Source organism: Janthinobacterium sp. GL_088 (assembly GCF_057837845.1).
Window position 1 is genome coordinate 5,738,942 of record NZ_CM174453.1, and the last position, 14,106, is coordinate 5,753,047.

The 14,106-nt window shown below is 63.5% G+C and carries 12 protein-coding genes; 5 read left to right on the plus strand and 7 right to left on the minus strand.

Features of this window, described 5'->3' with window-relative positions; all coding sequences use genetic code 11:
* Positions 1 to 69 precede the first annotated feature (69 nt).
* Genes AC3IQ7_RS25590 through AC3IQ7_RS25600 form a run of 3 tightly spaced genes read left to right on the plus strand, consistent with a single transcriptional unit; the run spans position 70 to position 5,555 of the window.
* Positions 70 to 1,194 (plus strand): efflux RND transporter periplasmic adaptor subunit, encoded by a 1,125-nt coding sequence (locus AC3IQ7_RS25590; protein ID WP_489207672.1) that lies wholly within the window; start codon positions 70 to 72, stop codon positions 1,192 to 1,194.
* Positions 1,187 to 4,291 carry an efflux RND transporter permease subunit gene (locus AC3IQ7_RS25595; RefSeq protein WP_489207673.1) on the plus strand — a complete coding sequence of 1,035 codons (3,105 nt, stop codon included), beginning with the start codon at positions 1,187 to 1,189 and terminating at the stop codon, positions 4,289 to 4,291. The genes AC3IQ7_RS25590 and AC3IQ7_RS25595 overlap by 8 nt, the downstream gene beginning before the upstream one ends.
* Complete coding sequence (locus tag AC3IQ7_RS25600) at positions 4,278 to 5,555, plus strand: TolC family protein (RefSeq protein WP_489207674.1); 1,278 nt, start codon at positions 4,278 to 4,280, stop codon at positions 5,553 to 5,555. Before AC3IQ7_RS25595 ends, AC3IQ7_RS25600 begins: the two co-directional genes overlap by 14 nt.
* Positions 5,556 to 5,631: 76 nt before the next feature.
* Here the strand turns inward: AC3IQ7_RS25600 and AC3IQ7_RS25605 are convergent, their stop codons facing one another.
* The 6 genes from AC3IQ7_RS25605 to AC3IQ7_RS25630 form a co-directional block, all read right to left on the minus strand.
* Positions 5,632 to 5,844 (minus strand): hypothetical protein, encoded by a 213-nt coding sequence (locus tag AC3IQ7_RS25605; protein WP_099376618.1) that lies wholly within the window; start codon positions 5,842 to 5,844, stop codon positions 5,632 to 5,634.
* A gap of 80 nt (positions 5,845 to 5,924) precedes the next feature.
* Entirely contained in the window at positions 5,925 to 6,842 is a 918-nt protein-coding gene (xerD, locus tag AC3IQ7_RS25610; protein ID WP_489207675.1) for a site-specific tyrosine recombinase XerD, read from the minus strand.
* Complete coding sequence (locus tag AC3IQ7_RS25615) at positions 6,839 to 7,339, minus strand: methylated-DNA--[protein]-cysteine S-methyltransferase (RefSeq protein ID WP_489207676.1); 501 nt, start codon at positions 7,337 to 7,339, stop codon at positions 6,839 to 6,841. The genes xerD and AC3IQ7_RS25615 overlap by 4 nt, the downstream gene beginning before the upstream one ends.
* Positions 7,340 to 7,764: 425 nt before the next feature.
* Positions 7,765 to 9,045: a TRAP transporter large permease gene (locus tag AC3IQ7_RS25620; protein ID WP_034746868.1), complete on the minus strand. Its 1,281-nt coding sequence runs from the start codon at positions 9,043 to 9,045 to the stop codon at positions 7,765 to 7,767.
* On the minus strand, positions 9,042 to 9,614 hold the full coding sequence (locus tag AC3IQ7_RS25625; RefSeq protein ID WP_035821976.1) for a TRAP transporter small permease: 573 nt from the start codon (positions 9,612 to 9,614) through the stop codon (positions 9,042 to 9,044). Before AC3IQ7_RS25625 ends, AC3IQ7_RS25620 begins: the two co-directional genes overlap by 4 nt.
* A gap of 116 nt (positions 9,615 to 9,730) precedes the next feature.
* The gene (locus tag AC3IQ7_RS25630) at positions 9,731 to 10,723 is read right to left on the minus strand and encodes a TRAP transporter substrate-binding protein (RefSeq protein ID WP_374106368.1); all 993 of its coding nucleotides are present in this window, start codon (positions 10,721 to 10,723) and stop codon (positions 9,731 to 9,733) included.
* A gap of 135 nt (positions 10,724 to 10,858) precedes the next feature.
* Here AC3IQ7_RS25630 and AC3IQ7_RS25635 point away from each other — a divergent pair, with 135 nt between their 5' ends.
* The gene (locus AC3IQ7_RS25635) at positions 10,859 to 12,883 is read left to right on the plus strand and encodes a sensor histidine kinase (protein ID WP_489207677.1); all 2,025 of its coding nucleotides are present in this window, start codon (positions 10,859 to 10,861) and stop codon (positions 12,881 to 12,883) included.
* Between the two features lie 25 nt (positions 12,884 to 12,908).
* Positions 12,909 to 13,493, plus strand: a complete 585-nt coding sequence (locus tag AC3IQ7_RS25640) for a response regulator transcription factor (RefSeq protein ID WP_034780029.1) — start codon at positions 12,909 to 12,911, stop codon at positions 13,491 to 13,493.
* Positions 13,494 to 13,710: 217 nt separating this feature from the next.
* Here the strand turns inward: AC3IQ7_RS25640 and AC3IQ7_RS25645 are convergent, their stop codons facing one another.
* A complete protein-coding gene (locus AC3IQ7_RS25645) occupies positions 13,711 to 14,067 on the minus strand; it encodes a hypothetical protein (RefSeq protein ID WP_489207678.1) in 357 nt (118 codons plus the stop codon).
* Positions 14,068 to 14,106 lie beyond the last annotated feature (39 nt).

Genomic DNA, 14,106 nt, shown 5'->3' on the forward strand with positions numbered 1-14,106 from the left:
CCTCTCATTGCCCGCCTGGGCACGGCATCCACGCATGCCCCATCACCATCAATAACAAGGAAACACGGGATGAACACGACCACCCGCAACGCCCTGGGCACCAGCTGCGCCCTCGCTCTCGCCTGCTCGGCCCTGGCCGGCTGCGCCAAGCCGACGGCGGCAGCCGCGCCGCCCGCCCAGTCGATGCACCTGGACGATGGCAGTATCGCCGTCGACAAGATGTCGCCGCTGCGCCAGCGCCTGCAGATCGCCGCCGTGCAGGAACAGGAGATCGCCACGCAGACGGAGGCGCCGGGCAGCATCGAAGCCATGCCGGAAAAACTGGTGAAGATCACGCCGCCGCTGGCCGGGCGCATCACGCGCTTGCAGCGCGCCCTTGGCGACAGCGTGAAAGCGGGCGACCCGCTGTTCACGCTCGATTCGGCGGAGCTGAGCGCCGCCTACGCGGACGACAGCAAAGCCAGGTCCGCCCTGCTGCAGGCGCGCCAGGAGCTGGAACGCCAGAAAACCCTGTTCGACGCGGAGATCGCCGCTCGCAAGGAATACGAAGCGGCGCAGGCGGCCTTTGCGCAGGCCGGCAGCGATGCGCAGGCCAGCGCCGACAAGCTGGCCCAGTACGGTGCCGGCGCGCGCGGCACACGCCGCGACTATGTCTTGCGTTCGCCGATCGCTGGCACCGTAATCGCCATGGAAGGCGCCCAGGGCGGCTACTGGAACGATATCAACGCGCCCGTCATGACGGTGGCCGACCTGTCCACCGTATGGCTGTCGGCCAACGTGGCCGAGCGGGACCTGGCGCAGGTGGCCGTGGGACAAAAGACCAGCATCACCGTCGACGCCTGGCCCGGCAAGGCTTTCGAGGGCAAGGTCGCGTATGTGGGCGCCGTGCTCGATCCCGAGACGCGCACGGTGAAGGTGCGTGTAGCCATCGACAACCGCGCCGGCGCCTTCAAGCCCGGCATGTTCGCCCACGCTGGATTCGCCGGCGCTTCCCGCCGCGCCCTCCTCGTGCCCGCGGCCGCCGTGCTGCAAAGCGGGCCATCGACGCGCGTGATGGTCGAGCGCAGCGCGCTGGTATTCGCACCGCGCACGGTGGAAGTGGGCGCCAGCCATGGAGAACAGGTGGAAATCGTCTCAGGCCTGAAGGCCGGCGAACGCATCGTCGTCAAGGAAGGAGTGCTGCTCAATGATTGACCGTTTCATCGCCACCTGCTGCCAGCGGCGCGGCATCGTCTGGCTGGTACTGCTGTTTGTCGCCGCCTACGGCGTCTATTGCTGGAAGCAGCTGCCCATCGAAGCCTATCCCGACATCGCCGACGTCACCTCGCAGATCGTCACGCAGGTGCCGGGCCTGGGCGCCGAGGAAATCGAGCAGCAGATCACCATTCCACTGGAACGCGCCCTGCTCGGCACGCCGGGCATGCACGTACTGCGCACGCGCAGCCTGTTCGCCCTGTCCTTGATCACCGTGGTGTTCGAAGATGGCAGCGACGGCTACTTCACGCGAGAACGGCTGCAGGAGCGCCTGGCCAGCGTCAATCTGCCGTACGACGCCAAGCCGGGGCTCGATCCCTATACCTCGCCCACGGGCGAGATCTACCGCTACACCCTGGAATCGAAAACACGCACCCTGCGCGAACTGTCCGAACTGCAGTTCTGGACGGTGATCCCGCGCCTGCAGCAGGTGCGCGGCGTGGCGGACGTGAGCAATTTCGGCGGCCTGACCACGCAGTTCATGCTGGAACTCGATCCCGCAAAACTGGACAGCTACGGCTTCTCGCTGGCGCAGGTCAAGGACGCCATCAACGCCAACAACATCAGCGGCGGCGGAAGCGTGATCGACCGCGGCCAGCAATCGTACGTGGTGCGCGGCGTGGGCTTGCTGCATACCCTCGACGACATGGGCAACGTTGTCGTCAGCAGCAAGGACGGCGTGCCCGTGCTGGTGAAGGACCTGGGCAAGCTCGCTTACGGCAACGTGGAGCGGCGCGGCATCCTCGGCAAGGACGACAATCCCGACACCATTGAAGGCATCACCCTGCTGCTCAAGGACTTCAATCCGTCCGAAGCGCTGGCCGGCATCCATGCGGCCGTGGATGACTTGAATGCCAACCTGCTGCCGAAGGACGTCAAGGTCGTGCCCTACCTGGACCGCAGCTCGCTGATCGACGCCACCCTGCACACAGTCGGATTCACCCTGGGCGAAGGCATGCTGCTCGTCGCCCTGGTGCTGCTGCTGTATCTGGGTAGCCCGCGCGCCGCCGCCATCGTCGCGCTGACGATCCCGCTGGCCCTGCTGATCACCTTTATCTTCATGCACCACTTTAAGATTCCCGCCAACCTGCTGTCGCTGGGGGCGATCGACTTCGGCATCCTCGTCGACGGTTCCGTAGTGGTGCTGGAAAATATGCTGCGCCGCCGCGAACGGGAACAGGAGCGGCCCCTGACCCTGCAGGACGCCATCGACGCCACCCTGCAGGTGGCGCGCCCCATCATGTTCGGCATGGCCGTCATCATCGCCGCCTACCTGCCCCTGTTCGCCTTCCAGCGCATCGAATACAAGCTGTTTTCGCCGATGGCGTATGCGGTCGGCGCGGCGCTCTTGGGCGCGCTGGTGGTGGCCTTGGTGCTGATCCCGGGCCTGGCCTGGCTGGCCTTGCGCAAGCCGCGCCGCACCTTCCACAACCGCGCGCTGGACACGCTGGCGGGCGCGTACGGCCGCTTCCTCGAGCGCATGGTGGGCAAGAAGCGCTGGGTGGCGATGGTGTGCGCAGGATCGCTCGCAGCGCTTGCCATCCTGGGCGGCAGTATCGGGCGCGACTTCCTGCCCTACCTCGATGAAGGCTCCTTGTGGCTGCAGGTGCAGATGCCGCCCGGGATCACCCTGGACAAGGCGTCCGAGATGGCCAGCGAATTGCGCCGCGCCGCGCTGGAATTTCCGGAAGTGTCGACCATCGTCACGCAAACGGGGCGCAACGACGACGGCACCGATTACTGGACGCCGTCGCACATCGAGGCGAGCGTGGGACTGCATCCGTACAAAAGCTGGAAGTCCGGCATGAGCAAGCAGCAGCTGATCGCCAAGATGAATGAACGCTTCTCCCGCATGCCCGGCTTTACGGTGGCCTTCATGCAGCCGATGATCGACGGCGTGCAGGATAAATTGTCGGGCGCGCACAGCGACCTGACGGTGAAAATCTTCGGCAATGACCTCGATGAAGTGCGCGCCATCGCCGGCAAGGTGGCCAATGCCCTCAAGACCGTCGATGGCGCCTCCGACGTGGCCGTGGACGTCGAGCCGCCCCTGCCCAACCTGAAGGTGGAACTGGACCGCGCGAAGGCAGCCCGCTACGGCATCAATGCGGCCGACGTGGCCGACCTGATTGCCACCGGCATCGGCGGCGCCCCCATCGGCCAGGTGTACGTGGGCGAAAAAAGCTACGACATCGCCGTGCGCTTCCCGCCGGCTACGCGTTCCAGCCCGGACGCCATCGCCAGCCTGAAACTGACGGCCGCCAATGGCGCGAGGATTCCGCTGGCGCAGGTGGCGACAATCAGCACCACCTCGGGCGAAAGCGTGATCGTGCGCGAAATGGGACGGCGCCACATCATCGTGCGCCTGAACGCCCGCGGACGCGACCTGGCCGGCTTTCTGGCAGAGGCGCGCCCGCTGGTGGCGCAAGCCGTGGCCAACGAGCATCAGCGCATCAGCGTCGAATGGGGCGGCCAGTTCGAGAACCTGCAGCGCGCGCAAAGCCGTTTGGCGCTGATCCTGCCGATGACCCTGGGCGCCATGTTTTTGCTGCTGTTTGGCCAGTTCCGCAACCTGCGCCAGCCCGCGCTGGTCTTGCTGGCCGTGCCGCTGGCCATGCTGGGCGGCCTGGCCGCGCTGCACCTGCGCGGCATGACCTTGAACGTGTCGAGCGCCGTCGGCTTCATCGCCCTGTTCGGCGTGGCCGTCCTGAATGCCGTGCTGATGCTGGCGCAGATCAACCGCTTGCGCAGCGACGAGGGCAAGAGCTTGCGCGAGGCCGTGCTGGAAGGCGCGCGCGACCGCATGCGCCCCGTGCTGATGACGGCCACCGTGGCCGCCCTGGGCCTGACGCCGGCCATGCTGGCGACAGGCCTGGGCAGCGACGTGCAGCGTCCGCTGGCTACCGTCGTGGTGGGCGGCCTGGTGACGGCGACCGCACTGACCTTGCTGCTGTTGCCGGCCCTGTATTACCTGATCGAGGCGCACCTGCAAAAACGCCAGACGCACACCGAAGGAGAGACCCATGACACGTTTTAATGTATTGCTGGCGGCCTGGCTGATCGCGCCATGCGCCCTTGCTACGCCCTTGAGCTTTGACACCTACCTGTCCGCCGTGGAAAGCCACAGCCTGGAACTGCAATCGCAGCAAGAAGGCATCGTTGCGGCCAGGGCCGGCGTCGGCATCGCCGGCTTGCGTCCCGATCCCGAGTTCACGCTGGGCGCCACGCGCGACACCGTGCGCAGCGTCGAGCACCGTCCCGTCACGTGGAACCCGGCCATCAGCATGGCCATCGAGACGGGCGGCAAGCGCGCCGCGCGCATCAAGGCGGCGCACAGCAATGTCGCGCTGGCCGAGGAAACGGTGGCCGGCTTCAAGAGCGAACTGTATGGCACGGCCGCCGCCGCGTTCACGGAAGCGTGCCGCACGCGCGAAGTCATCGCGCGCAAGGAGCAGACCATGGCGGCCCTGTCGACAGTGGTGGAAGCGAACGAAGTGCGGCGCAAGGCGGGCGACGTGGGCGGCATCGAGCTGCTGCAGTCGCGCGTGGAACGCGACCAGTTCCAGGCCGAGCTGGCGCAGGCGCGCAGCGAGGCGGACAGCGCCATGTTGAATTTGTCGCCGCCCTTGGGGCGCCAGTTCGAGATTCTGTTTCCGGACGCGCAACTGGCGTGCGACCTCGCCGCGTATGCCGACCAGGATGCCAGGGTGCTGGTGCCGCAGGCGCTCAACGCCCGCAGCGACGTGCGCATCGCTCGCGCCACCCTGGACAATCTGCGCGATGGCGCGGCGCTGGTGCGCGCCAACCGCGCCGTCGACCCGACCGTCACCGTGGGCCTGGCCGCCGCGCGCGGCTACCATGACGGCATCGATGGTAGCGGCAATCCCGTCGAAGGCGCGGCCCGTTCGCGCGCGCTGTCCATCTCGCTGGCCATCCCCATTCCCCTGTCGCGGCGCGACACGGGCGACATCGTGCAGGCGGAATCAAGTGTGACGCAGGCGATGCTGGCCCTGCGCCAGGCGGAACTGGCAGCGGAGACGCAAGTGCGCACGGCGCAGCGGCAACTGCGTGCAGCGCAGGACAGGCTGGCACGCTACCGCGATGGCGTGCTGGTCGATGCGCAAAAGGTGGTCGATGGCATGCGCCTGTCTTACGTCAAAGGCAATGCCTCGCTGCTGGAATGGCTGGCGGCGCAGCGTTCGGCCGATGAAGCGTACCAGGGCTATGTGCAGGCGCGCGCCGATGCGGCCATCGCCAGCACACAGCTGCAACTGGCGCTTGGCCAGCGGCCGCGCTTGTAGCGGAAGGGAAGAGAGAACGGGTAGAACGAGGAGATGCCGGCGCGGCGATGCCGCACCGGTCGTCAGGAACGGGGAATTACTGGGGCTGGACGGGTGCGTCGCCTTCGGCGGCCGGATCTGCATCATCGGCGTCGTCGGCGTCGTCCGCTTCCGGCTCATCGCCCTCGCTGCCATCGGCCGGCTTCGGATTATTCTTCGCTTCCAGCTTGCGTCTGGCTTTTTCCTCGGCTTTCTTCTTCTTTTCCAGCTCTTTTTGCCGTTTTTCGTATTGGAAATTTGTCTTGGCCATTTACTACCTCTTTAGTTTTTTATTGTTACAGATAAGCACATAGGGCACATTATGACGCAGTTGGAGCAAATACAAAATTTTTAGCCGCGCGGATGATGCTGCGCATGCAGCAGTTTCAGCCGTTCGCGAGCCACATGCGTGTAAATCTGCGTGGTGGAAATATCGGAGTGCCCCAGTAACAATTGCACAACACGCAAGTCCGCGCCATGGTTCAGCAAATGCGTGGCGAACGCATGGCGCAAGGTGTGCGGCGACAGCGGCGCCGTGATGCCCGCGTTCAGCGCGTGTTTCTTGATGATGACCCAGAACATTTGCCGCGTCATGGCGCCACCGCGCCGCGTGACGAACAATGCATCGTCCATCTGACCGTCGAGGATGACGCCGCGCGCTTCTTTCAGATAACGCTCTATCCACAGCCGCGCCTGTTCGCCGAACGGCACCAGGCGCGTCTTGCTGCCCTTGCCCGTGATGCGCAGCACGCCATCGTTGAGGCTCAGCTCGACGGATTTCAAGTCCACCAGTTCCGACACGCGCAAGCCGCTCGCATACATGAGTTCCAGCATCGTGCGCTCGCGCAAGCCCAGCGGCGTGTTCACGTCGGGCGCCGCCAGCAAGGCTTCCACCTGCGCTTCGCTCAGGGTATGCACGAAGCGCACCGGCTGCTTGGCCGAGACCATCTTCAGGCACGGGTCGGCGGCGATATGCTTGTGCCGCAAGGCCAGCTGGTAAAAGCGCTTGAGCACGGACAGGCGCCGGTTCGACGACGTGGCCTTGCTCTCGTCGTGGCGGGCCGCGAAATACGCCTCGATATCGGCCGTGGACACGTCGTACAGGCCTTCGCGCCCGGGCCGCGCCACTTCCAGCCAGCGCGCAAACAGCCGCATGTCGCGCCGGTAGGCATCGAGCGAGTTTTTCGACAAGCCGTCTTCCAGCCACAGGCTGTCGCAGAATTCGTCGATCAGGGTAGCGTTGTCGGGCGCCAGCAGGCTGTTCATCATAGGTAAGCCGCCACGCCTTCGTGCGCCAGCAGCCAGCGCTTCACGCCCAGGTGGAAGCCCGTCGCATCGTCGTGGTGGGCAAAGCCACCCAGGCCGCCAGCGGCCGTCACGCGGTGGCAGGGTATGACCACGGGAAACCAGTTGGCGCCGCAAGCCTGGCCCACGGCGCGCGGGGCCGAGCCGATCAGGCGCGCCACGTCTCCATAGGTGCGCACCTGGCCGCGCGCAATGCCGCGAATCGCCGTCCAGACCTGTTGCTGGTAAGCGCTGCCCGCGTCTGCCAGCGGCAGGTCGAAGACATAATCGGGATCGCGGAAATAGCGCGCCAGCTGCTGGCACGCCCGCTCGGAAACGGCATCCTGCGCGTCTTTTTCCGCGAAGTGCGGCGGCAGGTAGACCAGTTCGCATAACTGGCCATCCTGCGCGCGCACGCCCATGGCGCCGAACGGCGCGGCCACGATGGCGCTGAACAGTTCACTGCCCTGTTGTTTTTTCATCTGCTGATCATTGTTCAAGTGTGGCATATATGCAACCTGCCGGCGCGGGAAACCGCACCACGGGAATTATGCACCGTCTTTGGGCGTGCCGGCGGACGTTTCCCGCGCACGAAAAAAAAGCGCACCAGTCGGTGCGCTTCAAATATTGCTTCACGTTCCCGGTCGTTTGGGTCCGCCGGTGCCGGCTTGTGGCCGCAGACAGCTATGACTCAACAACTTCTGTGAAACGTGTGTCTCCTCAATATATCCCCGGTATCAATACCGTTTTTATAGACCACTCCCCCACTAACCTTGTTGCCAATTCTGTATTTCAGCCTTGCTACCGAGGCGCATATGCATATACGTGTTTCCCCTTAAGGCTGCCCATCATAGCGCATTTATTCGGCCGGATCGACTTTTTTTGCACCATGACGGGGACAACTGTTTTAGTTGTAAATTAAATTTGGCAGCCACAGCGAGATTTGTGGTACGTAGGTAATCAGGCCCAGGAAGGCCAGCATCGTCAGCAGCCATGGCATCACGGCCACGGTCAGCTCCGAGATGCCCATCTTCGTAATGCCGGACGCCACGTACAGGTTCAGGCCCACGGGCGGATGGCACATGCCGACCTCCATATTGACCACGATCAAGATGCCGAAGTGCACAGGGTCAATGCCCAGCTTCATGGCGACCGGGAACAAAATCGGCGCCATGATCAGCACGATGGACGACGGCTCCATGACGTTACCAGCCAACAACAGCAGCACGTTGACCACCAGCAAGAAACTGATCACGCCCAGGCCCTTGCCCGTAATCCACTCGGCCATCGCTTGCGGAATGTTTTCACTGGTCATCAGGAACGAGAACAGCACGGCATTGGTGATGATGTACAACAGCATCGCCGACATGGCGGCCGAATCGAGCAAGACCTTGCCCACTTGCTTGATCTTCAAGTCCTTGTAGACGAAGACGGCGATGATGAAGGCGTACACGGCAGCCATGGCGGCCGCTTCCGTCGGCGTGAAGGCACCCGAATAGATGCCGCCCATGACGATGACGATCAGCAGCAGGCCCCAGGCGCTCTTCTTGAACGTGACGAAGCGCTCGCCCCAGCTGGCCTTTTTCATGCGCGGATAATTGTGCTTGCGCGCCAAAAACCACGTGGTCAGGCCCAGCAGCATGGCCAGCATCATGCCGGGAATCACGCCCGCCATGAACAGTTTACCAACGGACGTGTTCGTGCTGACGGAATACATCACCATCACGATCGATGGCGGTATCAAAATGCCCAGCGCGCCCGAGGTGGTGATGACACCGGCGCCGAAACCGCGCGGGTAGCCCTGCTTGACCATGGCCGGCAGGATGATGGAGCCGATCGCCACCACGGTGGCAGGGCTGGAACCGGAGACGGCGGCAAACAGCGCGCACGCCATCACGCCGGCCAGCGCCAGGCCGCCATGCCAGTGGCCCACCATGGAGCTGGCGAAGTTGATCATGCGCCGCGCCACCCCGCCATGCGTGAGAAAGTTGCCCGCCAAAATGAAGAACGGGATGGCCATGATCTCGAATTTCTCGATGCCCGTGAAAATCTTCAGGGCCACCGATTCGATGGGCACGCTGGTCATGGTAAACAGGAACGTCAGTACCGTCAGGCCCAGCGAAATGGAGATCGGCATGCCGGTCAGCATCAGCGCCAGCAGCAATACAAAAATGATCAGCGCGTTCATGCCTTGGCTCCTTTTTCTTCAGCCGTCAGTTCGTCTTCCAGGCCCTCGACGTGCGAATGGTCGTGTTTCGGCAAGGCGCCCGTCTTGATGAAATGCACCATCACCTGCAGGAAGCGGAAGCACATCAGGTAGGAACCGAGCGGCACGGCCAGGTAGACCAGCCACATCGGCACTTCCATGTCGGCCGAAGTCTGGTCCGTGTGGCCAATCGACCACACGAAGCTGGCGCCCAAAGTACCAACGATACCTGTAAACAGGGCGCCGGCACCGAGGCCGAAGACGATGAAACGGTCGCGCCAGCGCGGATTCATGCGGTTGATCAGCACGTCGACACCCACGTGGATGCCCGTGCGCACGCCATACGCGGCGCCGAACTTGGCCATCCAGACGAACATGTAGATGCACAGTTCCTGGGCCCAGCTGGTATTGATTTGAATCAGGAAGTCTTGCAGGCCGGGGATAGGCAAGCCTGCCAGGTAGCGGTGCACGACCGCGACGAAGATGATGAAGGTGGCCGCGCCCATCAGGGTCGCGATCAGCCACTCTTCCAGGTGATCCAGAAATTTCATGGTGGACTTTCAAAGAATGCGGGTACGCTGGCACCCGCGCAGGACGCGCAGGTGCCGTTGCTGCAGAAAGACAGGGATGCCCCTGACAGCCGCGCCGGGTGGCGCGGCCAGCGCGATTACTTCGCGCTTTCCTTGTTGATGGCCGAGATCAGGTCCTTGCCGATGCGCGCTTCCATGGTCTTCTGCACGGGCGCCAACGCCTTGCGCCACTCGGCCTGTTCCTGCACCGTCAAGGTGTAGATCTGCGTCTTGCCCGCCTTCTTGATGGCGTCGAGGGCCTGATCGTTGTCGCGCTGGGCGATGGCTTTTTCAAACGTGGTCGCCTCGCGCATGGCTTTTTCCAGCTGGCCGCGGATATCGGGCGGCAAGCCATCCCAGAATTTCTTGTTGACGATGACGGCATAGCCCAGGTAGCCGTGGTTCGACACGGTCACGTGCTTTTGCACTTCATGCATCTTTTGCGTGTACATGTTCGATGGCGGATTTTCCGTGCCGTCGACCACGCCCGTCTGCAGCGCCTGATACACTTCCGAGAAGGCCAGCACCTGCGGATTGGCGCCCAGCGCGCGCATTTGCGCGTCGAGCACCTTCGACGACTGGATGCGCATTTTCAGGCCCTTGAAGTCGGCCGGGCTGTGCAGCGGCTTGTTGGCCGACATCACCTTGAAGCCATTGTCCCAGTAAGCCAGGCCCGTGATACCCTTGGGTTCCAGTTTTTTCAGCAGGCTCTTGCCGATTTCGCCTTCGGTCACGTTGTACAGCGCCGTCTTGGTAGGGAAGATGTAGGGCAGGTCGAACGCTTCGAATTCCTTTACGCCCAGCGGGCCGAACTTGGCCAGCGACGGTGCCAGCATCTGCACGGCGCCCAGCTGCAGGGCTTCGAGTTCTTCCTTGTCCTTGTACAGCTGGCTGTTCGGGTACAGTTCGACCTTGACCTTGCCATTCGTGGCTTTTTCGGCCAGCTGCTTGAAACGTTCGGCGGCCTGGCCTTTCGGCGTGTCCGTCGCCACGACGTGGCTGAACTTGATGACGATGGGGGCTTGCGCGTAAGCGTGCACGCCGGCGGTGGCGCCTATGGCCGCGCACAGCGCGACGAACATGGTTTTCATCTGCATTATTGTCTCCTGAGTGGTTTTTGAAAAACTTTATTATTTGTCTACTTGGATATTGTGCCAAAGAAACTGCCGCCGCTATTGTGGTTAACCACAATAGCCGGCTCCCGATAAGCCGCTACCCTGCCAGCCATGCCGACTCCCCCCACCCTTGCACGCCGCTTCAAGCTATCGAGCCCGATGCGCTGGCTGCTGCCCGTCATCCTGCTGCTGCTGTTCCTGTCCATCCTGTTCTGGCTGCCCTGGCAGGCGCGTCAGATGGAAAGCAACGAGCGCCAGGAGCAGCTGATCGCCGATACGCTGTGGGTGGAGCAGACCATCCGCTTCCAGTTGGCGCGCAACGAGGAAAGCCTGTTCAACCTGGGCGTGGACATCGCCAGCAGCTCCCTATCGGCGGAAAAAGTGCACGAACGGCTGCAGCAGATGTTGCGCAATGGCCGTGAATTGCAGCGCGTGCTGTGGCTCGATACCAGCGGCAAGGTGCTGGCCACCAGCGACAACAGCCTGCCGCATGCCCTGTCGTTTTCGCCCGCCTCGCTGACGGCGGCTGACAATGCGCGCCGTTTGCACCGTGGCCAGTACGCCCAGCCTTCGCAGCAGAGCGGCTTTCCCGACGCGCCGCCCGGCGCCATGCTGATGGATTACCACCAGCCCCTGTTCGATGGCCAGCGCTACGTGGGCAGCCTGGTGGCCACCTACCAGATCAGCAGCCTGCTCGATGAAATGGTGCCGTGGTGGTTTGCGCAGGATAACCAGATTTCGCTGATCGACCGCGACGACAAGGTGCTGGCGCGGCGCGCCGCCGCCGGTCCCGGCCACGGCGTGTACACACACAAGCGCGCGCTCGACGTGCCCGGCGCCACCATCACCCTGTTTACCGACAGCGTGAAAAGCCAGCCCAAGCTGCTGCCCAATTTGCTGGTCGGCTCCGTCATCGCCCTGTCGCTGGGGCTGCTGTGGAGCTTGCTGGCCCTGTGGCGCCACATTTCGCGCCGCCTGGTGGCCGAAGGCGCGCTGCGCCAGCAGATGCTGTTTCGCACGGCGATGGAAAACTCGCTGGTGACGGGCATGCGCGCGCGCGACCTGGAAGGAAGAGTCACCTACGTGAATCCCGCGTTTTGCCAGATCGTCGGCTATCCGCCCGAGGAAATCCTGGGCCGTTTGCCGCCCATGCCCTACTGGGTGCCCGAGGCGCTGGAGGAATACCAGCAGCGCTTCGTCAAGGCCCTGGCCGGCAACCCCACGCCGCAGTTCGAAACCTATTTCCAGCGTCCCGATGGCACGCGCGTGGCCGTACTGATCTTCGAGGCGCCATTGGTGGACAAGAATGGCCAGCAGACGGGCTGGATGGGTTCCGTGCTCGATATCTCGGACCGCAAGCGGGTCGAGGAACTGAATCGCCAGCAGCAGGAAAAGCTGCAAACGAGTTCGCGCCTGGCCACCATGGGCGAGCTGGCGTCGATGCTGGCGCATGAATTAAATCAGCCGCTGGCGGCCATTTCCAGCTACACCACGGGCGCCTTGAATTTGATCCGCCGCGCCATCGAGCATGACGCTCCCGTCGATCCGGGCACCTTGAAACCGGCGCTGGAACAGGCCAGCGCGCAGGCGCAGCGGGCCGGCCAGATCATCCGCAGCGTGCACGATTTCGTGCGCAAGAGCGAGCCGCAGCGCCAGGATATCGCCATCCGCACCTTGATCGACGGCATCCGCGCGCTGATCGACCTGCAGGCGCGCAAATACTATGTCACCATCCAGGAAGAGCTGCCGCCGGACCTGCCGCTGCTGCGCGCCGACCCCGTGATGATCGAGCAAGTGCTGCTGAACCTGACGCGCAACGCCATCGAGGCCATGCAGGACGCGGCGCCGGGACGGCGTATCATGCGCCTGCGGGCCAGCCACGACGCGCAGCAAGGCATGGTGACGGTGGACGTGATCGATCATGGACATGGCATCCCGCAGGACGTGGCCGAGCGGCTGTTTTCGCCGTTTTTCTCGACCAAGTCCGAAGGCATGGGCATGGGCCTGAACATCTGCCGCACCGCCATCGAATTTCACGGCGGCGCGCTGACCTTCGGCGCCAACCCCGCAGGCGGTACGATCTTTACATTCAGCGTACCGGCCGCGCCGCGCGCCGCACCAAGCAATAACGAATAACGCATAACGACAATCCGGAGACACCATGCTGCACATCATTGACGACGAAGAGGTCGTACGCGACTCCCTGTCCTGGCTGGCCGCCTCGCGCAGCATCGAGGCGCGCAACTACGCCAGCGCCCAGCAATTCCTCGATAGCCTCGATGGCAGCTTCGACGCCGCCGGCGACTGCGTGCTGCTCGACGTGCGCATGCCCGACATGAACGGCATCGCCCTGTTTGACCAGCTGGTCAAGCGCGACCTGACGGCGCGCCTGCCCGTGATCTTCCTCACCGGCCACGGCGACGTGCCGATGGCCGTCGACAGCCTGAAACGGGGCGCCTTCGATTTCTTTGAAAAGCCGTTCAACGACAACGACCTGATGGACCGCGTGCAGCAAGGCCTGGCCAACTCGCGCCAGGCGGGCGAACTGGCCGCCGTGCACGCGCGCCTGGCCACCCTGTCGACGCGCGAACGCGAAGTGCTGGACTTGATTTTGGCGGGCAAGATGAACAAGGTGGTGGCCGACAAGCTGGGCATCAGCATGCGCACCGTGGAAGTCCACCGCGCGCATATCTTCGACAAGATGCAGGTCAAGACGGCGGTGGAGCTGGCGGGGTTGTTGAAATAATGACCGTCATGTTGGATTACGCGGCGCTGGCGCGCCGCTAATCCAACCTACGCCACTTGCAAAGCAGGCCGGCGTAGGTCGGCTTAGCGCAACGCGCGTAAGCCGACACCACCATCGACACCACCACCGCCATTCCTCATCCACGTATCGTCGACAAGATGCTGCTCAAGACGGCGGTGAAACTGGCGCGGTTGTTGGCGACAACGGAAAGGGCGGCTTACCGCGTCAGCATGACCGTCGAGACCTTGCTGTCGGCCACGGTCACTTCCGTCGTAATCGTACCGCCTTGCTTGCTTTCGACGGGGGTGAACGCGCCGGGATAGAACACCGACCAGCTCACGTTGGTGGTGACGTAATAGGTGCCATCGGGGACTTCCGTGAATTCGAACCGGCCTTCGCTGTCGGCCATGGTCGTACGGTCGTAGTCACGGATCTTCGGACTGACGGTGCCGACTACCTGGCGTTTGTACAGCGACGCCGGCAGCATCGCCAGCTTGCGCGCATATTCCGTCTTCGGACGCAAGGTGACCTTCTCGCCACCAGCCTTTTTGAATTCGCCGCCTTTGGTCTTCATGAAAGCTTGACCCTTGACGCCGCCACTGCCGGTTTTACT

What these genes read in the sequence shown, in the direction of transcription:
- AC3IQ7_RS25590 (WP_489207672.1), top strand. Translation starts at nt 70, where the DNA reads ATGAACACGACCACCCGCAACGCCCTGGGCACCAGCTGCGCCCTCGCT.
- AC3IQ7_RS25625 (WP_035821976.1), bottom strand. Translation starts at nt 9,614, where the DNA reads ATGAAATTTCTGGATCACCTGGAAGAGTGGCTGATCGCGACCCTGATG.
- AC3IQ7_RS25640 (WP_034780029.1), top strand. Translation starts at nt 12,909, where the DNA reads ATGCTGCACATCATTGACGACGAAGAGGTCGTACGCGACTCCCTGTCC.
- xerD (WP_489207675.1), bottom strand. Translation starts at nt 6,842, where the DNA reads ATGATGAACAGCCTGCTGGCGCCCGACAACGCTACCCTGATCGACGAA.
- AC3IQ7_RS25645 (WP_489207678.1), bottom strand. Translation starts at nt 14,067, where the DNA reads ATGAAGACCAAAGGCGGCGAATTCAAAAAGGCTGGTGGCGAGAAGGTC.
- AC3IQ7_RS25595 (WP_489207673.1), top strand. Translation starts at nt 1,187, where the DNA reads ATGATTGACCGTTTCATCGCCACCTGCTGCCAGCGGCGCGGCATCGTC.
- AC3IQ7_RS25605 (WP_099376618.1), bottom strand. Translation starts at nt 5,844, where the DNA reads ATGGCCAAGACAAATTTCCAATACGAAAAACGGCAAAAAGAGCTGGAA.
- AC3IQ7_RS25630 (WP_374106368.1), bottom strand. Translation starts at nt 10,723, where the DNA reads ATGAAAACCATGTTCGTCGCGCTGTGCGCGGCCATAGGCGCCACCGCC.
- AC3IQ7_RS25600 (WP_489207674.1), top strand. Translation starts at nt 4,278, where the DNA reads ATGACACGTTTTAATGTATTGCTGGCGGCCTGGCTGATCGCGCCATGC.
- AC3IQ7_RS25635 (WP_489207677.1), top strand. Translation starts at nt 10,859, where the DNA reads ATGCCGACTCCCCCCACCCTTGCACGCCGCTTCAAGCTATCGAGCCCG.
- AC3IQ7_RS25620 (WP_034746868.1), bottom strand. Translation starts at nt 9,045, where the DNA reads ATGAACGCGCTGATCATTTTTGTATTGCTGCTGGCGCTGATGCTGACC.
- AC3IQ7_RS25615 (WP_489207676.1), bottom strand. Translation starts at nt 7,339, where the DNA reads ATGAAAAAACAACAGGGCAGTGAACTGTTCAGCGCCATCGTGGCCGCG.